Here is an 18,131-nt window from a genome sequence, read left to right as displayed (position 1 = left end):
CTATTTCTTTTCCAGACGCAGGGTTTGCGTGGTGTGGCGTTGCGCATCCGTCAGGCGCAGCAAGTAGAGGCCGGCGGGCTGCTCCGCTATCGAAATCCGGGGGCGGGCCACGCCCGGCAGCATTCCCTTTTGCACCGCTCGGCCCACGATATCGTAGAGCGTCCAGTTTCCAGTGAGCGGGTGCCCATCGGCTGCTTCAAGCGTTGCCGCGTCAGTAGTAGGGTTGGGGTAGGCGGCGAGTAGGTCAGGTATAGCTGGCTGGCGGGTAGCGGTAGGTAAGAACCGGCTCCAGTTGCGCAGGGCAAATACAAGTTGGTCCGGCCGGCCGTTCTGGCCACTGTTCGTACCACCGGCTATCACGTAATCACCCACTGGGGTCAGTGCCACTCCAGCTACGTTTTCCTCGCTTTGAAAGCGGACCAGCAGCGTATCGCGGAGCTGGAGGCCGTTGTGGTCGACCAGAATCAGGTCAATATCGTTATCAATGCCATTGTTGCGCGTCCCGGCTACAAGATAGTTGCCCGCCGGTGTTTCTACCAGTCGCTTAACATCTACCGTGCGGTTGCTTCGTCGGTAAGTATGGCTCCAGATGGTATCGCCAATAGGTGTGAGTTTGGTCACCCCGAACACCCCGGCAGTCAAGATGTTGCCCTGGGAGTCGCGTTGCAACTGATAAGAAGGCACCCGCCCACCGAGCCGTTCGCCTTGGTATATACCTTGCTCATCAACCGTAATGTACTTGCAGGGCAGATTGCCACTACTGGGCGGGCAGAGTAATAAATAGCCATTCGGCACGGCCACTATATTTTGCAAATAGCCTTGAATTGTACTACTGTAGGGAATGGACAAGTTCAATAGTAAGGCCCCGGCCGGCGAATATTTGACCAAAACAGGTAGCGTTGCGTACTCTCCCACGGCCACGTAGCTGCCGTTGTTGCCCAATACCAGACTCAGGAACCCGCTGGAGTTGGGGCCGGAACTAGGCAGGGTGCGTGTCCACAAAGTATCGCCCGTGGCCGTGAGTTTGACCAACAAGCCTTGATTCGGTGGAATCGGGGAAGTGGGCGTAGCTAGCGGAGCTAGTGTATTTGCACACACGACTAGATTACCGGTGGCATCCTCAATCAGGCCTTTCGGGTAAATAATGTCGACTTGGCGAAAGGTCCAACGCTTAGTCCAAACCGTATCACCACGATAATTGACTTTGCTCAAGTATAGCGCTGCATTGGCGGATGCTGTCGCGCTACTGGCTGTACCGAGCGTAACAAAGCCGCCAGCCACAGGTATCATGTATTCACCCGTTTCGTTAGCCGTAGCCTTACCGATGAGCCGCTGCCACAGGAACTGGGCGCGGGCGGGCGTAGCGCGGCCCAGCAGCAGGCCAAGCGCCAGGAAAAAGAGGTAAAACAATTTCATAAAGCAGGGGGAAATGAAGAGAAACAGCAGCGGTTAAGCCTTTTCCAAGCGCAGGGTTTGCGTGGTCTGGCGTTGAGTATCCGTCAGGCGCAGCAGGTAGAGGCCGGCGGGCTGCTCCGCCAGCGAAATCCGGGGGCGGGCCACGCCCGGCAGCACGCCGGTTTGCACCGCTCGGCCCACCATATCGTAGAGCGTCCAGTGGCCGGTGAGCGGGTGCCCATCGGCTGCTTCAAGCGTCACGGCGTCGGCGGTTGGATTGGGGTAGGCCGCTAGCTGAGCGGTGAGGGCCGATGCGCGGGTGGCGGCGGGCAGCAGCCGGTTCCAATTGCGGTAGGCAAACAGCATCTGGTCGGCCCGGCCGATGGGCCCCTGGCTGGCCCCGTAGGCCACGACGTAGTCCCCGGCCGGCGTGAGGCCCACGCCAGCCACGTTCTCGTCGCTGTTGTAGCGCACCAAGAGCGTGTCGCGCAAGAGCGCGCCGTTGCGGTCGACCACGGCCAGGCCCACATCCCGCGTGGGGCCGTTGTAGCGCTGGCCGGCTAGCAGGTAGCGGCTGCCGGGCAACTCCACCAGCCGGGTTGGGGCCAGCAGTACGCCGAATTGTTGGTAGGAGCGGGTCCAGACGGAATCGCCCTGGGCCGTGAGCTTGGTCAGGCCCCCCCCGAGGGCGAAAACATTGCCTTGCGAGTCGCGTTCCAGCCGGGAGGGGCCATAGAAGGTGGCCAGCCGTTCCCGTTGGAAAGCGCCCTGCTCGTCGACGAGGATGTATTTACCGCGCAGGTTGGTGTTGGAAGACGCAAACAGCAGGTACCCGGTGGGCACGGCGACTAGGTTTTGCAGGTAGCCGTTGCGGGCGTTGTCGTAGAACACGATTTGGGTCCAGAGCAAGGCCCCGGCGGGCGAGAACTTGAACAGGGCGGGCAGGGTGGACAACTCGCCGATGGCCACGTAGGAGCCGTCGTTGCCCAACACCAGGACGGTGAGCGTGCTCTCGTTGGGTCCGGAACTGGGCACCAAGCGGGTCCAGAGCGTGTCGCCGGTGGGGGTGAACTTTACCAACTGGCCCTGCAACGGCAAGGAGGGGGAGGAAAGGGAGGGCGGCGGCGGGGAAGAGATGACGGAGGCCACCAGGTTGCCGGCCGCGTCCACGATGAGGCCGCGGGGGTAGAGGACGCCGGCGTGGGGCAGGTCCTGGCGCTTGGTCCAGATGGTGTCGCCCCGGTAGTTGACCTTGGTCAGGAACAGGCCCGTGGCGTTGGAGCTCAGCGAGCTGTACTTGCCCAGCGTGACAAAGCCGCCGGCCACGGGCACCATGAATTCGGCCGTTTCGTCGCGCGTGGCCGTGCCGATGGCCCGCTGCCACAGGAACTGGGCGCGGGCAGAAGGGGTATTACCCAACAGCAGACTACCGAGCACTGCTAACAGAAATAGGAATGAATAGCGTGTCGTCATAGAAGTAGACCTGAAAGTGAAAGGGCAATAGGAAGCCTGCGCAAGCAAAAGCCCACCAAAAGCACCTGAGAATTACGAACGCAGCGCGCACGTATAGTCCGGTCTCGGATAAGCCCGAAAACGGCACAATAGCAGCCCGGAAAAGAAAACGTTACGAGTCGGAAGCCGACGGGCAGCGTGCAAGCAAGGGCACGAACACCAAGGAACCTGCTACGGGCAGATAGCCAGAAGTTCGGTAGAGAAACTCAGGACAACGGCGGGCCCAGAAGGTGCCCGGAATGCTGGCTGCGGTGGCGGAAGGAGGCGCAAGCCAGTGAGCCAAATGTATACGTGTTTATTGAATATTCACTACGCGAGATAATTTTTTAACAAAAAGGTATTTCGCCCTGCTGAACCGCCGAAAAAGCAGTAACCTTGAGGGCCGTCCGGTATTCGGCCGGTGTCATTTTTCTACCCATTTTGTTTTTATGGATGCTCGCGAGGAGAAACAATACGCCATGACCACCGTGCTGGTCCAGTTCCTGGCCGACAACACGGCGGCCATTGCCGCCAGCGCCGTGGCCGCCACCGAAGCCGCCGACATTGCCCCCGCCTATGCCCTGGTCACGGCCGCCGTGGGCGCCGCCGCCCTCAATACCAAGCCCACCACCGCGCAGGCTACTACGGCGCGGGCTGCGCTACAGGCAGCCCTGCCCGCCCTGCTGGGACCCCTGCGCTCGGTAGCCACCAAAGCGGGCGACACGACCTTGCTGGCCCACGCCACGCTCAGCACCAAGCAGCTCCAACAGATGAAGCCCGAGGAGCTGCGCGACGTAAGCAAGTCCCTGTTCGACGCCGCCGATACCCACGTCAAAGACTTGGCGCCCTACGCCCTCACGGCGCCGGTGCTGGCCCAGCTGCGGGCCTTGCACACGGCTTTCGCGGGCACGGTGCGCAGCACGGCCACCCTCATCGACCAGCGCAGCCAGGGCAACCAGTCGGCTTCCGACCTGCTGCGGGCCCTCCTGCAACAGGTGTATGAGCTGGATAAGCCGATGGAAGTATTTCGCTTCCTCACCCCAACGCTGTACGCGGCTTACAAGCAAGCGCGCCGCGTGGGCAAAACCAGCGGTGGTAAAAAAGGCGGCGCGTCCGACGGTACACCCCCGTTGGCATAGCCAATCCCACGGGTGGGGCAGCCGTGCAGCGGCGGCTACTCTACTCGCTACTTCAACGCCTCAAACGCATACTGCGCATCCACCCAAAAGGCATCCAGCGCCACCAAGCGGGGCTTGAAGAACGAAATCAGCGCCGGCCAGTCGTCCCGGCTGAACATATTCACCGGCCTCAGCTCGGTGTAAATCCGGCTTAGCGGCAGCCCATTGCCGTCCAGGGCGTCGGCCTCCCAGGTCCATTTTTCGCCCAGGATTTCGTGGAGCAGCGTGCGCAGCTCCAGAAACTGCTCCCAGAACAGCTCGCGAATGCCCGCGTCCGGATGCGTCAGCTCGATGGCGATGCTGGCCTGGCGCATGTCGGCCTGCATCCGGAAATACACGTTTTTGAGGCCCGTCTTGTAGTTAATCCAGTTGGTGGTTTCGCCCTCAGCCGAGGGCACCGGCGCCATGTATTGCCCCAGCGCCGTCCAAAAGGCCTGGCGCAGCTGGGCGGCTTCGGCTTTGCTATACATGAATTGGAAAAGGAGAAAAAAGCCCGTCATGCGGAGCTTGTCGAAGCAGCTCTACTGCAAGAGTAATTGGATTACTTACGCGGTAGAGCTGCTTCGACAAGCTCCGCATGACGGGCTGGCGTTGCTTTTGTTGATGCGCTTATCTTCTTTATAAAGGGGTGGCCCACCAGCCTGCCTCATTGCTTTGAATGGCGACGCCGCCGGCGTTGTGGAAGTATTCTTCCACGCACTCCTTAAAGCCGGGGTTGTTGGTGCTGGCAAAGCACACGGCGTGGTCGGCGGTGGGCAGCGGCCCGGTGTGTACCGTGAATACGCTGCCGCGCTCGGCTTTGGTGATGATGAGGTAGGTGGTATCGGTTAGCTTGCCCAGCGAGGCGTCAAACATCTGCCCATACGCCTGGTCGGGGGTCACCTCCGCGCGCAGGGCCGCGTTGCTGGCCGGGTGCTGAAGCACGCCGGCCTGGCCGTTTTTGTCGCAGCTAGCCAGGCCAATGCCGCCCGCCAGCGCCAATAAAGTGAATCGTAGAAGTGAGCGTTTCATGTTTAAAGAGCGGAAAGTGAGAAGCGGGCAAAGCAGCGGCAGGTAGAGCAAAAACCGGGCTCCGGGAAGGGTGGTCCCGCATTGGAGCTTCAAGTTAATCTGTTTTTCCTGCTATTTCATAAAGTTACCTAAAACTTCTATTTCATTTATCCTTCCGTGCTATTTCCCGTGGCTTCGGCGGTGGCGCGGCAACTTTTTCAACGGCTACTTCTCGGCGCTCACTTTGCTTTGCAGGAAGCCCACCAACACTTCCAGCCCTTTCTCGAAGTGGCGGTTATTGGGAATCACGAGGTCGGCGTAGTGCTTGTAGGGGGCAATGAACCGCTCGTAGGTGGGCGCCACGTGGTGGGTGTAGCGGTACAGCACGTCGGCGAGGTCGTAGCCCCGCTCGTCGCGGTCGCGCACGATGCGGCGGTGCAGCTTCACGTGCTCCTGGGCATCGATGTACACTTTAAGGTCGAGCAGCTTGGCAATTTCTTCGAAGTGAAACACGAAGATGCCTTCCACCACCACAATGGGTGCCGGCCGAAACACCAGCTCCTTGGGCGTCACCGCGGCGTTGTTGAAGGTGTATTCCGTGCGCCGCACTTCGTGGCCCTGGCTGATGCGCAACACATCGGCCGCGTACGCCGCCGAGTCGATGCTGGCGGGCAGGTCGAAGTTTTCCACGCCCAACTCGTCGCGCTGCTGCTTGTCGCGGGGGTGGTAATAATTGTCCTGCGAGATGAGGCAAATCTGCTCTTCGGGAAACGACGCCAGCAGTCGGCGCAGAAACGTGGTTTTGCCAGAGGCGCTGCCGCCGGTGATGCCAATTAGATACGGGGTGTGCATAGCAGGCAAAGGTAACGCTGCGCTTAATGAGGAATGAAGAATGAGCAGTGAAGAATTAGGGCGTCTGTCATCCTGAGCGCAGCGAAGGACCTGCTCACTTCTGAACGGTTTGCAGTGAATTCCATTAGCGGAAACGTGAGAAGGTCCTTCGCTGCGCTGAGGATGACAGGCGTTTACTACTCCTTGTTCAAAAACGCCAGCAGCCCGGCCACCGCCCGCGCCCGGTGGCTGATGCGGTTTTTTTCGGTTCCGCTCATTCCGGCAAAGGTGCGGCCGTCTCCTTCCAAAGGCACAAAAATGGGGTCGTAGCCGAAGCCGCCGGTGCCGCTCGCCGTTTCGGTAATACGCCCGGCTACCTCGCCCGCAAACTCGTGCACGGAGCCATCGGCGCCGGCCAGCGCCACCACTGTGCGAAACCGCGCCGAGCGGTCGGCCGCTCCGCGCAGCTCGTGCAGCAGCTTGGCCACGTTGTCTTCGGCGCGGCGCTGGGGGCCGGCGTAGCGGGCTGAATACACGCCGGGCTCGCCATTAAGGGCCGTCACTTCCAGGCCGGTATCGTCGGCAAAGCAGGCCACGCCGTAGTGCTGGCGCACGTATTCGGCTTTCTGGCGCGCATTGCCTTCCAGGGTGTCCTGGGTTTCGGGCAGTTCTTCGTGGCAGCCAATGTCGGCCAGACTCAGCAGTTCGATGCTGGCTGGTAGCAAGGGCCGGATTTCATCGAGCTTGTGGGCGTTGTTAGAGGCAAAACAGAGTTGGGTTGGCATGGGTGGTAAATGGTATTTAGTATGCAAAAAAAGCACGTCGTGCTGAGCAGAGCCGAAGCATCTCTACCGCGTCACTAATTGATTTTAGTAGTGCAGTAGAGATGCTTCGGCTCCGCTCAGCATGACGTGCTTTAGATACAGGCCCTCACTTTCAGGTTCTACCGGAACATCGACTTGATGGTGCCCCAGGAGCGTTGCACGGCGCTGGGCGTGCCGGCCAGAACGGTGAGGTAGCTTTGGTCGCCGCCGGGCCCGCGAATCGTGAGCCGGTAGGTAAACGGTCCGCCGGCATTGACTGGTGCAGGGGTGCTGCTGCCGGCCGGCATGCGGTACACGTTGGTGTCGGTGTACAGGTAGCGGCGCTGCCCGTTGGCCGTTACGCTGCTCAGGAGCGTAAAGCTGGTTTCGGACGCCGCCTTGCGGGCCAGCTCGAAGCTGCTGACGTCGGTTTCGGTGTTCACTTCCCATTCCACGCGCACCGCGGCGCCGTCGTAGGCCACCGTAAACAGCGTGAGGGTGGCGGCATAAGCCACCACAATGCTGCACAGCACCAGCAGCAAGGCAGCAGGGCCGGAGCGGGCAAGTAGACGGCGGACGAGTACGGGCTTCACCACGTGCGACGGGCCGGCCCAATAGCAGGCCGAATTCAAATGTACAACCTTTTGGGGAAGTCAACAAGCTCAGCGGCACGACTTGCGCAGCCGGGCAACTGGTAAAATGTTGGGTTCAGAGTTGGGTATTTCAGAGCTAAGCTGTACTTTTGCAGTCCCTTCCGCAAAATCGGCAGGGTTCAACCGGTAAAACCGACCTCTCGATATGAAAAAGGACACCCACCCCGAGTACCAGGAAGTCGTATTCCAGGACTCCTCTTCGGACTTTAAGTTCATCACCCGCTCCACGATGAAGCCGACCGACACCATCACGATGGAAGACGGCAAAACGTACCCGCTGGTGAAAATCGAAGTAAGCTCTGCTTCGCACCCCTTCTACACCGGCAAAAACATGTTCATCGACACGGCCGGTCGCGTGGAGAAATTCCGCAGCCGCTACGCCAAGAAAGAGCAGAGCAGCGCTGGCAAGCAGTAATTTTTTAGTTGTCAGTTGCTCGTTGTCAGTTGTTAGACTGACGGCAAGACAATCGAAAGCTCCCGGTAGCCTTGCTGCCGGGAGTTTTTCTTTTGAGGAAACCCGAACTTTGTGCGCTATATCGCCGGTGCCCGGCCCTGCTCATAGCTGACAACAAACAACTACCAACTGACAACTAAGTAGATGCACGTTCTCCTGTTCGACGACCCGGCCATTCGGCCCCATTTGCTGCCTTTCACTTTCACGCGGCCGGTGGCGGCGCTGCGCTGCGGCATTCTCACGCTGGCCGAAAAGTGGCAGCACCGGCTGGGCGTGGCGGCCGTGGGCTACCTCACGCAGCCCTATCTGCAGGCCAAGTTTCCGGCGGGCGACGTGCGCGGCGCGGCACTCATCATCAACGGCGCCGTGTGCCCCGACGACCTGCTGACCCGCCAGGTGCAGGCCCTGCAGCCCGGCCAGGCGCTGTATTGCGACGAGCTGCTGGTAGCAGCCCACGTGGCCGACGCCTCGCTCGTGGCCGAGCTCATTCAGGACGGCATTCCCGAAACCCGGCAGGTGGCCGAGCCCGTGACGGTGATTGACCGGCCCTGGCAGCTGTTTCTGCGCAACGGCGTGGAAATCCGCCGCGACTTCGCCCTGCTCACCAAGGGCCGCACCTCGCAGCCGGTGGGCGACGCGCATACTATCGTGTATGGCGCCGAAAACATCTTCATCGAGGAAGGCGTGAAAATCCGGGCCGCGATTCTCAATGCCGAGGACGGCCCGATTTACCTCGGCAAAAACTCGCAGGTGCACGAAGGCGCCATCATCAAGGGCCCTTTAGCGCTGTGCGAGGGCTCGCACATCAACGCGGGCGCCAAAATGCGCGGCGACAACACCGTGGGCCCGTTCTCGAAAGTGGGCGGCGAAGTGGGCAACAGCATCCTGCTGGGCTACTCCAACAAGGGCCACGACGGCTACCTCGGCAACTCCGTCATCGGCGAGTGGTGCAACCTGGGGGCCGACACCAACACCTCGAACCTGAAAAACAACTACGCGCCCGTCAAAATCTGGAGCCACACCGCCAAGCGCTTCGTGGACACCGGCCAGACCTTCTGCGGCCTGATGATGGGCGACCACAGCAAGGCCGGCATCAACACCATGTTCAACACCGGCACTGTTGTAGGTGTAGGGGCCAATATTTTCGGGGCCGGCTTCCCGCGCACCTTCATCCCGAGCTTCAGCTGGGGCGGCGCGGCCGGCTTCGAAACGTTCAAGCTGCCCAAAGCCAACGAAGTAGCCGAGCGCGTGATGGCCCGCCGCAGCCTGCCGTACGATGCGGTGGAGCAGAATATCATGAAGTCTGTGTTTGAAGCGACGGAGGAAGACCGGGTTTGGGAGAAGGCGAAGTCATGACCTTCGCTGAAATTCCCAACCAGTCCGCCGTAAAGGCCCTGCTGCGCCAGTCGGTGCAGCGGCAGCACGTGGCACATGCCCAGCTTTTCCGGGGGCAGGAGGGCGGCGCGGCGCTGGCGCTGGCCCTCGCCTACGCGCAGTTTCTCAACTGCGAGGCCCGCGCCGCCGATGCCGGCGACAGCTGCGGCCACTGCCCGGCCTGCACCAAAATAGCCAAGCTGGCCCACCCCGACCTGAACTTCATCATGCCCGTGACCACCACCAAAACGGTGGCCAAGGACGCGGTGAGCAGCAAGTTCATGGCCGAATGGCGCACCTTCGTGCTCGACAACCCCTACCAGGGCCTCAACGACTGGATGCAGCACATCGGGGCCGAAAACAAGCAGGGCAACATCAGCAAAGACGAGGCCGTGCAAATCCTGAAGCTGGTGAGCCTGAAGGCCTTCGAGGCCCGCTTCAAAATCGTCATTATCTGGCTGCCCGAGCTCATGCATCCGGCTGCCGCCAACGCGGTGCTCAAATTGCTGGAGGAGCCGCCGCCCGCCACCATCTTCCTGCTCGTGAGCCACGCACCGGAGCAGCTGCTGCCCACCATCATCAGCCGGGTGCAGCCGGTGGTGGTGCGCCCGTTTTCGGAAGACGACATCACGGCCTTTCTGCACGCCAAATACCAGGTGCCCGAGGCCAAAGCCCGCCAGGTAGCGCAGCTGGCCGAAGGCAGCCTGGGCGCTGCCATTGCCAGCCGCGACGCCAACGCCGACCACGACTATTTCGAGTTTTTTGCGAAGTGGATGCGGCAATGCTACAGCCAGAAGGCGGCCGATATTCTAAAGCAAAGCGACGAGTTTCAGAAACTGGGCCGCGAAAACCAGAAGGAGCTGCTGAGCTACTCGCTGGGCTTGCTGCGCAAGGTGTTGCTGTTCGGCATCGACCCGAAGTTTGTGCCGCACCTGGCCAGCGGCGAGCAGCAGTTCGTGACCGGCTTCGCCCGGTTCGTAACCCCGCGCAACGCCGACCTGCTCACCAAAGAGCTCACCGACGCCCACTACCACATCGAGCGCAACGCCAACGCCAAAATGGTGTTCGTGGACAGCTCGCTGAGGCTCGGCGGGTTTCTTCGCGTTTGAACGATAAATATTAGGAACGTCATGCAGAGCGCAGCGAAGCATCTTTACCGCGCAACGCAATTCAATCAACAGGATTAGTGACTGCGGGCAGGATGCTTCGCTGCGCTCTGCATGACATTCACTGACCCCAACCCCTTGCCCATGACCCTTATCCGCCTCGCCACCCGCGCCAGCCGCCTCGCCCTGTGGCAAACCGAACACGTGGCCGCGCTGCTGCAGAAAGCCGGTTTTGAAACTGAAATCGTGCCCATGCAAACCACCGGCGACGCCGTGCAGGACCGCAGCCTGGCCAAAATCGGCTCCAAGGGCGTGTTCACCGAAGAGCTGGAAAATAGCCTGCTGCGCGGCGAAACCCACCTCGCCGTACACTCGGCCAAGGACGTACAAAGCAGCATCCCGCGCGAGCTGGAGCTGCTGGCTTTCCTGGAGCGCGAGCAGGTGAACGACGTGGTGCTGAGCTTCGACGAGCATTTTTCGCTCGATAAGCCGGGCATCGTGCTGGGCACCAGCAGCACCCGCCGCAAGGCCCAGCTGCGCCGCTTCTACCCCCACGCCGAAACCGCCGAAGCCCGCGGCAACCTCCAGACCCGCCTGCGCAAGCTCGAAGAAGGCCAGTTCGACGCCCTTGTGCTGGCCTACGCTGGCGTGCACCGCATGGGCTACGAGCACCTCGTGCGCCACACGCTGCCGGCCCACCAGTTTGTGCCCGCCACCGGCCAGGGCAGCATCGCCGTGGAGTGCGCCGCCGACCTCGATGATGACTTGAAAGTCCGCCTTAAAGCCGCCCTCGACCACGCCGCCACCCACACCTGCCTGCTGGCCGAGCGCGCCTTCCTGCACACCATGGAGGGCGGGTGCAGCATCCCGTCCTTCGCCCTGGCTACTTTGGAAAACGGCCACCTGCGCCTGCACGGCGGCCTCATCAGCCTCAGCGGCGAAGAATACGTGGAAGAAATCCAGACCACCGACGCGGCCACCGGAGCCGGAGCCCAGGCGCTGGGCGTGGCCGTGGCCGATGCCGTATTGGCGCGCGGCGGCCGCGAAATTCTGGCCAGCATCCGGGAGCACCGTGGCTAAACCTGGCCCCTGGCGCCGTATAATCGAGGCCAACGAATCCGTTTATTTTTGCAATCGTTCCGCTTCTATTTGCCCCTACCTATGAAATACATTCTCCCACGCGTCGCAGGGCTACTATTGGCCCTGTTCTGTCTGGTTGTCCCCGCTTTTGCTGCCACCAAACCCGGTAAGCCGGGTAAGCAAAGCGGCAAAGACGAAGTCGTCACCATCACCACGTCGCAAGGCATCATCCGGCTGATTCTGTTCGACGACACGCCGCTGCACAAGGCCAATTTTCTGAACAAAGCCCAAAGCGGTTTCTACGACGGCACCACGTTTCACCGCGTCATCGCCGGTTTTATGGTGCAGGGCGGCGATTCCAACTCCAAAGACGCCGACCCCACCAACGACGGCCAGGGCCAGCCCAACGAAGCCACGGTAGCGGCCGAACTCGGGGCTGGGCACAAGCACGACTATGGTGCCGTGGCTGCCGCCCGCCAAGGCGATTTTGTCAATCCGCAGCGGGCCAGCAGCAGTACCCAGTTTTATTTGGTGGAAAACCACGAAGGAGCCCACTTCCTCGATGGCCAATACACCGTCTTCGGCCAGGTTATCCAAGGACTGGATGTCATCGACAAAATTGCCAATCAGCCCAAGGACATTCGCGACCGTCCGCTTGCCGACATCAAAATGACCATGAAAGTGGAAAAGCTTAAGCGCAAGAAAATTGCCAAGCTCTACGGCTATACGTATTGATAAAGAGGTTTTTGCCTAATTTAACAGTTGCTTCGTGAAAATTCTTCTCACCGGTTCCAACGGGTTGCTGGGCCAAAAGCTCGTGGCGCTGCTGCGGCAGCAAGCCGGAGTCGAACTGGTTGCTACCTCGCGCGGCGCCAATAAGCTGGCAACCATCCACCCCGAAGTCCGGTTTCTGCCCCTCGACGTAACCGATGCCGCCCAGGTGCAGCAAGTCCTGGCCCAGGAACTCCCAACCCACCTCATCCACACGGCTGCCCTGACCAACGTGGACGAGTGCGAGCTGAACCGCGAAGCCTGTTGGCAGCAAAACGTAACGGCGGTTGAAAACCTGGTGGCCGCCTGCGCCGCGCAATGTATTCACCTCACCCACGTCAGCACCGATTTCATTTTCAGCGGCGAAAAAGGCCCTTTGGCGGAAGATGCCGTCCCCGGCCCTGTCAACTTCTACGGCGAGAGCAAGCTGGCCGCCGAGCAGTTGGTACAGGCCAGCTCGGGCAACTGGGCCATTGCCCGCACCGTGCTGGTGTACGGCGTAGCCCACGAATATGGCCGCACCAACCTGGTGCTTTGGGTGCGCGATTCACTGCGCGCGGGCCAGCCCATCAAAGTAGTGGCCGACCAGTGGCGCACGCCCACCCTGGCCGAAGACCTGGCCCAGGGCTGTTGGCTGCTGGCCCAGCAATCGGCCCAAGGCATTTACCACATCAGTTCCGATGAGCTGCTCACGCCCTACGCCATGGCCCTGCGCGTGGCCGACTATTTTGCCCTGGATGCCCGGCTGATTGAAAAGGTCGATGCCAGCACGTTCTCACAGCCGGCCCAGCGGCCCGCCCGAACCGGTTTCCGCATCGACAAGGCCCGGCGCGAGCTGGGATTTCGCCCACACACCTTCGCCGAAGGCATTGCCATCGTCAGTGCCCAGAGCAGGCCCACCGGGTGCTAAAGCGGCAAAAAAAACCCGCCGGGGTAGACGGCGGGTTAAAACTCAGCTCGGGTAGACACTGAGCGGTAGATGCTGGAAAATGGGGTAGAAAGCTATTCCAGCTTGTAGGGCGACGATAACAAGATTCAGGAAACGAGCTGAAAGAAGGAGCTTTACGATTGCGGCCAGACGCCTACCAGCAGACCACCCACCAGCACGGCCGTGCGCCCCAGCAAGGCTGCTTCGCCAACGGCGCGGGGTACTACCATGCCATCGGGCGTCACAAAATCAACCCCCACCGAGATGGGGCGAACCTGACGGTTTGGCGCTTTGGGACGACGTGGGGTGCTCAACGAAGGGTAGATGAGTAAGTACATGGTAGGAGATGGGCGAGAATAGGGAGAGCAGCTGCTCAGAAAAAAAAGAGGGAGTGCCTAAGGCAATACAATGTTACCGCCGCCCTTAAGGGCATAAAAGGACATATGCGGGTAGATTGAGACATGGCAATTGGGCCAATACTGCCGGAAAAGCACAATTATTTTCCGGCAAAAATCTTTAAATCGGACTGGTATTATTAATTGATAATGTTTCAGGAGTATAAAAATCAATTAGTTATGTATTCGTGCTGAGTCTGAAAATCGTTGTCAAGTGCTCTGAAAAAATACGAATTTGTGACATTGAAGACACCACATTTTTTTCTAACGATGCAGCATATTGTTCAGGTAAAATGGGCTCGGTGAAACGCCTCATTATTGAACAGCACCATCAGCGGGCTGCGGGCCGCCGCCCAAGCGTATGAAGTAATAAAATACTAATTATCAAGAGTATGCCAGGGAACAGAAAGAGCCACCACGCCTGCGGAGCATCGCGGCCCGAAGCCAGCAGGCGCCCCCAACTGGCCACGTTGGGCGGCAGGCCAATGCCCAGGAACGAAAGCGTGCTTTCCAGAGCCAGCAGGCTTGCCAAACTGAGCGGCAAGGCGGTGCGTAAGGGCGTTACGGCATGGGGCATGGCGTGTCGCAGCCATACCCGGCCCGCGGGCATGCCGGTGGCTTGAGCGGCTTCTACAAAGGGCAGTGTGCGCACACGTAGCATTTGGGCCCGAACCATTCGGGCTGCGGCCGGCCACGAGGTGAAGGCCAGCACCGCCAGCAAGCCTCCCGCCGATACGCCCGTACCAGCGGCCAGCGCCACTACCAGCACCAAGCGCGGAACGGTGTCGAGGACGGTGGCAGCGCCCATCACGGCTGAATTCAGGGGCAGGGGCCACATGGGAAACGCATCCCGATGCCGAGCCGCCACCACGACCCCGGCGGCTGCCACACCCGCTATTCCAACTCCCAGCAACGGCCACGGCAGCGCCAAAATCCACCATGCCAAGCCAGCTACCAGTAGCCAGTAGGGCGCAGCCACGCGAATGGTATTGCCCCAAAAGCCCGCTGCTCCTCCTGCAACTGCCCCTATAAAAGCCGCTAAAAATGCCGAAGGAAACGTAAGCAGTACGGCGGTACGTGCGCCAAATACCAGTACGCTCAACACGTCCTGGCCCTGTGGGTCGGTGCCTAGCCAGTGGCGGCCCTGCACGAAAGGCGCTTGGTTGAGGTGGGCCAGGTCGGGGGTGCCGGGCGGGAAAGGCAGGGGCAGCCACGGTGCTAGTACTGCCACCAGTGCCACCACAGCCAGCCAGCCCAGCGCCAACTTTTGGACCAGTGAAAGAGCAGGGAGTCTTAAGATTGCCACCGGATGCGCGGGTCGGTCCAGAGATACAACAGGTCGGCCAGCAGCAGCGCCAGCAGGCGGGCCACCCCTACCAGCAACACGCCGCCCACCAGCACGGGGTAGTCGCGGGCGGCGGCGGCCTCGGCCAGTAGGCGGCCCATGCCGGGCAGGGCAAACACCACTTCAACTACCAGGGCGCCGGCTACCAGGGCGGGGAGTAGTTCTGCCAATTGGCTGAGGCTGGGCAATAAGGCATTGCGCAGGGCATGGCGCCGGATAATAGCGTTTTCGGGCAGCCCTTTTGCGCGGGCCGTGGCGACATAACCGGCGTGGAGTTCCTGTACCAAGCTGGCTTCAAGCTGCAAAGCAAGTTCCGGCAAAGCGGCCAACGCGAGCGTAGCACCTGGCAAAACGAGGTGTAGCAAGTAAGTGGCCAGCCATTGGCCAGAACTCAATTCAGTATCCTGGTCGAGGCCGTACGCCGGAAACCACGCCAATACTTCGGGATTGGCAAACACAAATAGAAGCGCCAGTGCCAACACAAAAAGGGGCATAGCGTGCACGGCTACCAGCGCAGCCCGCACGGGACGTTGCCACCAAGGTGCCGCCGCCAAGCGCACCGCAAGGGCCAGCGCGGCCAGCACCGCCAGCAGCGCGGCCGTGCCCGTGAGTGGCAGCGTCATCGCCAGGGCCTCGCGCAGCCGGGCGGCTACCGGCTGGCCCGTGCGAAACGACGTTCCCATGTTGCCGTGCAGCAGTTGGACTGCCCAGCGGTGGTATTGGTTGTGCCGGCCATTCCAGTGCCACTGCACGCCACTGGGCGGCGAGGCGGCGAGGCGGCTTACGTAGAACAAGGGCCGGTCGAGGCCCAGGCGGTGCTGTATGGCTTGGCGCGTGGCTAGCTGTCCGGCCGGATTGGTGGCGTTGTGGCGGCTGCGCAGGTCGGCCGCGTCGGGCAAGGCCAGCTCGGTGGCGGTGTTCCGGTCGCGGTAGCTCAACAGAAAAACCAGAGAGGCCAGCGCCCACACCGCCACCAGCGTGCGGGCCAGCCGCCAGACTATGAGGCGAGCCATCGCTTAATTTGGGGGCTGAGACGCCAATGGAGAGGCCGCCGCCACCGAATAGCCAGGCTTGATGCTGCCCACATACACACCGCGCAGCCGGCGACTGACCACCACGCGGTTGGGCAGAAAAAACAACGGCACCAAGGGCATTTCCCGCTGCAGCAGCGCCTGAAACTGCCGCAGCAGTTGGGCGCGGCGCGTCTTGGTACCCGCCGCCGCAATGGCTTCGATGAGGTGGTCGCTGCCCGGCGTGCTGAAACCGGTGGTGTTGTCCTCGCCCACCCCCAGCGAATGCAGAATGGGCACAAAGTTGAACATAAACGGATTGCCCCGCAGGGTGCGGACATACATATCAAAGTCGCCGCCGTGCAGGGCCATCGTGAAAGCACCGGCCTCCGTGGGCTGCAGAACCACCGGAATGCCCAGCTTGGCCGCAACCGACTGAAATTGCAGCGCGATGGTCGCAAATAGCGCCTCCTCGGCGCGGTACCGCAATACCAGCCGCAACCGCTCACGGGCACCGTTCGGACCCCGCCGGAACCAGCCCGGCTCCGGCACGTTGCTTTGTTGCCAGCCGGCTTGGCGCAGCAGCGCCGCTCCGCCCTCGGGACTGAATGGCAAAGGCGTCAGGGTGTCGTTATAATTGGCGCTGTCGCTGGGGCTGATGATGCCCACTGTGCGCTGGCCACTGCCCAGCTGCGTGGCTCGCAACAGCCCGGCCGCATCAAAAAGCTGGCCAAGGGCCCGGCGGGTCGGGGCATCGGCCAGCGTGGAATGGCGGGTATTAAAGCCGGCCACCACCACGTCATAGGACGGGGTGGAGTGAAAAGTCAACTTTTTGCGGGCAGTTGGCGAGGCTTGCAGGCGGGCAAACTCAGGCGCAGGCATTTGAGGGTACAGGTCGAGCTCGCCGCGCTGCAAGGCCAGTGTAGCCGAGGCCGCATTGGGAATGACGGCGTAGGTAAGCCGCCGTGGGCGGGCCTGCAACACCAGTGGGGCAGGCCTAAGCAAATCGGCCCACCAATGCGCCTTGCGCCGGAAGCTGAGGTAGTGGTCTTTCTCCCACTTCACCAGTTGGTATGGCCCACAGCCCGGCAGGTGGCCCAAGGCCGTTTCGGCCCGGTAACGCTGCGCCACGGCTTGCAGTGCGGTGTCAGGAGCGGGGCCGGGAGGCGGATTGCGCAACTGCGCCAGCGACAGGCGCCGCAGCCAACCGCGGGGGTCGAGGACGTGCTCGGGCAAAATAAAAAAATCGCCGGATGCCTGAACGTATTCAGGCGCCTGGCCCCGGCATTCCACCACAAACCGCCGCGCATTGGCCGGGTCAGGCAATATGTTGCGGATGAAGCGGTACTGATTACGGGCCGCCTCGTTGGGGAGGCCGGGGCAGAACATCAGCTTCAGGGTAAAAAGGATGTCCTGAGCCAAAACCGGCTGCCCATCGTCCCAGGTAGCCGCCGGGCGCAGGCTATACGTGAGGCGCGTCAGCGAATCGCCGACGAGCTGAACAGCTGGGAGGGCTTCGGCAAGTGCCGGGACAAACGCTGCCTTGGTGATGTCAGTGTGTAAGAGGCTGACATGTAATAGGTTGTTGGCATCAATGGCTGCTTGGTTCGGCAGCCGCATTGGGTCTAGCGTTTCTGGGTCGTGCACCCAGCGGATTCGGATAGAATCGGAGTCGCTACGATTAGGCCCGCAGGCCGACAAAAGCAGGCCTAATGCAACGCAAAGCAGAATGACAACGGAGAAAGGTTGCTTCACACAATACGCCTAGAGTTTCACCGCTGCATGGCAGCAGGCAGGCAATATAAGGAAGAAATCAGCGGCGGGGCTTTAGTTGCCGCCGCCCGTGATGTCGCCACCCCAGCCGCCGCTGCCGCCGTCCGTGGTGATGTCGCCACCCCAACCGCCGCTGCCGCCGTCCGTGGTGATGTCGCCACCCCAGCCGCCGCTGCCGCCGTCCGTGGTGATGTCGCCACCCCAGCCGCCGCTGCCGCCGTCCGTGGTGATACCCGTGGTCGTAACAATTGGCGCCTGTAAAGCGACACTTTCTGAAGATGCGCTAGAAGTGAGGCTAGCGAATTGGAACAGGGCGATGGCGAAAATATTCAGCACGTTGGGTAAGAGTTAAGAGGTGTGTCAGATGTTTGAATGACACAAAGTTGACGCTTCCCATAGCCGATAAAAAGGACAATATTTCAGTAAATAAGACTTGTGAAAAAACGATAAAAATGTTGACTATAAAAAGAAATAAATTCTTAATTTGCCTTGATTTCATCCAATTGAAATCTTTTTTCCGACACTTTCAAAAAAAAGCTTCAATTTGTGACGCG

At 60.9% G+C, this 18,131-nt stretch carries 19 protein-coding genes; 7 read left to right on the top strand and 12 right to left on the bottom strand.

From position 1 onward, the window contains the following. The gene (locus JKL48_RS00545; RefSeq protein ID WP_201977322.1) at positions 1-1,416 is read right to left on the bottom strand and encodes a T9SS type A sorting domain-containing protein; all 1,416 of its coding nucleotides are present in this window, start codon (positions 1,414-1,416) and stop codon (positions 1-3) included. Between the two features lie 33 nt (positions 1,417-1,449). After that, positions 1,450-2,868 carry a T9SS type A sorting domain-containing protein gene (locus tag JKL48_RS00540; RefSeq protein ID WP_201977319.1) on the bottom strand — a complete coding sequence of 473 codons (1,419 nt, stop codon included), beginning with the start codon at positions 2,866-2,868 and terminating at the stop codon, positions 1,450-1,452. 467 nt (positions 2,869-3,335) lie between these two features. On the opposite strand from JKL48_RS00540, the gene JKL48_RS00535 reads away from it, so the two are divergent. After that, positions 3,336-4,025 carry a hypothetical protein gene (locus JKL48_RS00535; protein WP_201977317.1) on the top strand — a complete coding sequence of 230 codons (690 nt, stop codon included), beginning with the start codon at positions 3,336-3,338 and terminating at the stop codon, positions 4,023-4,025. Positions 4,026-4,072: 47 nt separating this feature from the next. Here the strand turns inward: JKL48_RS00535 and JKL48_RS00530 are convergent, their stop codons facing one another. The 5 genes from JKL48_RS00530 to JKL48_RS00510 form a co-directional block, all read right to left on the bottom strand. Continuing rightward, positions 4,073-4,534, bottom strand: coding sequence for a DUF4268 domain-containing protein (locus tag JKL48_RS00530; protein ID WP_201977316.1), 462 nt, complete (start codon positions 4,532-4,534; stop codon positions 4,073-4,075). Between the two features lie 148 nt (positions 4,535-4,682). After that, positions 4,683-5,075: a hypothetical protein gene (locus tag JKL48_RS00525; protein ID WP_201977314.1), complete on the bottom strand. Its 393-nt coding sequence runs from the start codon at positions 5,073-5,075 to the stop codon at positions 4,683-4,685. Between the two features lie 204 nt (positions 5,076-5,279). After that, positions 5,280-5,906: a uridine kinase family protein gene (locus tag JKL48_RS00520; protein WP_201977311.1), complete on the bottom strand. Its 627-nt coding sequence runs from the start codon at positions 5,904-5,906 to the stop codon at positions 5,280-5,282. Between the two features lie 176 nt (positions 5,907-6,082). Continuing rightward, a complete protein-coding gene (gene rdgB / locus JKL48_RS00515; RefSeq protein ID WP_201977309.1) occupies positions 6,083-6,670 on the bottom strand; it encodes an RdgB/HAM1 family non-canonical purine NTP pyrophosphatase in 588 nt (195 codons plus the stop codon). A gap of 158 nt (positions 6,671-6,828) precedes the next feature. Next, positions 6,829-7,320 (bottom strand): hypothetical protein, encoded by a 492-nt coding sequence (locus tag JKL48_RS00510; RefSeq protein ID WP_201977307.1) that lies wholly within the window; start codon positions 7,318-7,320, stop codon positions 6,829-6,831. Between the two features lie 166 nt (positions 7,321-7,486). Here JKL48_RS00510 and JKL48_RS00505 point away from each other — a divergent pair, with 166 nt between their 5' ends. From JKL48_RS00505 to JKL48_RS00480, 6 genes are all read left to right on the top strand, one after another. Further along, positions 7,487-7,756, top strand: coding sequence for a type B 50S ribosomal protein L31 (locus JKL48_RS00505; protein WP_201977305.1), 270 nt, complete (start codon positions 7,487-7,489; stop codon positions 7,754-7,756). 183 nt (positions 7,757-7,939) lie between these two features. Then, positions 7,940-9,151 (top strand): GlmU family protein, encoded by a 1,212-nt coding sequence (locus tag JKL48_RS00500; protein ID WP_201977302.1) that lies wholly within the window; start codon positions 7,940-7,942, stop codon positions 9,149-9,151. Then, entirely contained in the window at positions 9,148-10,278 is a 1,131-nt protein-coding gene (locus JKL48_RS00495) for a DNA polymerase III subunit (protein ID WP_201977300.1), read from the top strand. The genes JKL48_RS00500 and JKL48_RS00495 overlap by 4 nt, the downstream gene beginning before the upstream one ends. Before the next feature lie 111 nt (positions 10,279-10,389). Further along, positions 10,390-11,355: a hydroxymethylbilane synthase gene (hemC, locus tag JKL48_RS00490; RefSeq protein ID WP_236668529.1), complete on the top strand. Its 966-nt coding sequence runs from the start codon at positions 10,390-10,392 to the stop codon at positions 11,353-11,355. An 81-nt stretch (positions 11,356-11,436) separates the two neighbouring features. Continuing rightward, the gene (locus JKL48_RS00485) at positions 11,437-12,090 is read left to right on the top strand and encodes a peptidylprolyl isomerase (protein WP_201977298.1); all 654 of its coding nucleotides are present in this window, start codon (positions 11,437-11,439) and stop codon (positions 12,088-12,090) included. A 34-nt stretch (positions 12,091-12,124) separates the two neighbouring features. Further along, positions 12,125-13,036, top strand: a complete 912-nt coding sequence (locus tag JKL48_RS00480; protein WP_201977296.1) for an SDR family oxidoreductase — start codon at positions 12,125-12,127, stop codon at positions 13,034-13,036. A gap of 152 nt (positions 13,037-13,188) precedes the next feature. Here JKL48_RS00480 and JKL48_RS00475 read toward each other — a convergent pair whose 3' ends face one another. The 5 genes from JKL48_RS00475 to JKL48_RS00455 form a co-directional block, all read right to left on the bottom strand. Next, positions 13,189-13,392: a hypothetical protein gene (locus tag JKL48_RS00475; RefSeq protein ID WP_201977294.1), complete on the bottom strand. Its 204-nt coding sequence runs from the start codon at positions 13,390-13,392 to the stop codon at positions 13,189-13,191. A 388-nt stretch (positions 13,393-13,780) separates the two neighbouring features. Beyond that, positions 13,781-14,713, bottom strand: a complete 933-nt coding sequence (locus JKL48_RS00470; RefSeq protein ID WP_201977292.1) for an ABC transporter permease — start codon at positions 14,711-14,713, stop codon at positions 13,781-13,783. 29 nt (positions 14,714-14,742) lie between these two features. Beyond that, entirely contained in the window at positions 14,743-15,807 is a 1,065-nt protein-coding gene (locus JKL48_RS00465) for an ABC transporter permease (protein ID WP_201977289.1), read from the bottom strand. A 3-nt stretch (positions 15,808-15,810) separates the two neighbouring features. Next, positions 15,811-17,424: an ABC transporter substrate-binding protein gene (locus JKL48_RS00460; RefSeq protein ID WP_201977288.1), complete on the bottom strand. Its 1,614-nt coding sequence runs from the start codon at positions 17,422-17,424 to the stop codon at positions 15,811-15,813. A 207-nt stretch (positions 17,425-17,631) separates the two neighbouring features. Further along, positions 17,632-17,913 carry a hypothetical protein gene (locus tag JKL48_RS00455; RefSeq protein ID WP_201977286.1) on the bottom strand — a complete coding sequence of 94 codons (282 nt, stop codon included), beginning with the start codon at positions 17,911-17,913 and terminating at the stop codon, positions 17,632-17,634. Between the last annotated feature and the right edge of the window lie 218 nt (positions 17,914-18,131).

This window comes from Hymenobacter rubidus (genome assembly GCF_016734815.1).
GTDB lineage: Bacteria > Bacteroidota > Bacteroidia > Cytophagales > Hymenobacteraceae > Hymenobacter > Hymenobacter rubidus.
Note: the sequence above shows the minus strand (reverse complement) of the source record. Positions and strands in the feature narration are given on the sequence as shown.

Bases quoted from the DNA above. Each gene is read 5' to 3' on its own strand.
- JKL48_RS00545 (WP_201977322.1), bottom strand. From the start codon at position 1,416: ATGAAATTGTTTTACCTCTTTTTCCTGGCGCTTGGCCTGCTGCTGGGC.
- JKL48_RS00540 (WP_201977319.1), bottom strand. From the start codon at position 2,868: ATGACGACACGCTATTCATTCCTATTTCTGTTAGCAGTGCTCGGTAGT.
- JKL48_RS00535 (WP_201977317.1), top strand. From the start codon at position 3,336: ATGGATGCTCGCGAGGAGAAACAATACGCCATGACCACCGTGCTGGTC.
- JKL48_RS00530 (WP_201977316.1), bottom strand. From the start codon at position 4,534: ATGTATAGCAAAGCCGAAGCCGCCCAGCTGCGCCAGGCCTTTTGGACG.
- JKL48_RS00525 (WP_201977314.1), bottom strand. From the start codon at position 5,075: ATGAAACGCTCACTTCTACGATTCACTTTATTGGCGCTGGCGGGCGGC.
- JKL48_RS00520 (WP_201977311.1), bottom strand. From the start codon at position 5,906: ATGCACACCCCGTATCTAATTGGCATCACCGGCGGCAGCGCCTCTGGC.
- rdgB (WP_201977309.1), bottom strand. From the start codon at position 6,670: ATGCCAACCCAACTCTGTTTTGCCTCTAACAACGCCCACAAGCTCGAT.
- JKL48_RS00505 (WP_201977305.1), top strand. From the start codon at position 7,487: ATGAAAAAGGACACCCACCCCGAGTACCAGGAAGTCGTATTCCAGGAC.
- JKL48_RS00500 (WP_201977302.1), top strand. From the start codon at position 7,940: ATGCACGTTCTCCTGTTCGACGACCCGGCCATTCGGCCCCATTTGCTG.
- JKL48_RS00495 (WP_201977300.1), top strand. From the start codon at position 9,148: ATGACCTTCGCTGAAATTCCCAACCAGTCCGCCGTAAAGGCCCTGCTG.
- hemC (WP_236668529.1), top strand. From the start codon at position 10,390: ATGACATTCACTGACCCCAACCCCTTGCCCATGACCCTTATCCGCCTC.
- JKL48_RS00485 (WP_201977298.1), top strand. From the start codon at position 11,437: ATGAAATACATTCTCCCACGCGTCGCAGGGCTACTATTGGCCCTGTTC.
- JKL48_RS00475 (WP_201977294.1), bottom strand. From the start codon at position 13,392: ATGTACTTACTCATCTACCCTTCGTTGAGCACCCCACGTCGTCCCAAA.
- JKL48_RS00465 (WP_201977289.1), bottom strand. From the start codon at position 15,807: ATGGCTCGCCTCATAGTCTGGCGGCTGGCCCGCACGCTGGTGGCGGTG.
- JKL48_RS00460 (WP_201977288.1), bottom strand. From the start codon at position 17,424: ATGCGGCTGCCGAACCAAGCAGCCATTGATGCCAACAACCTATTACAT.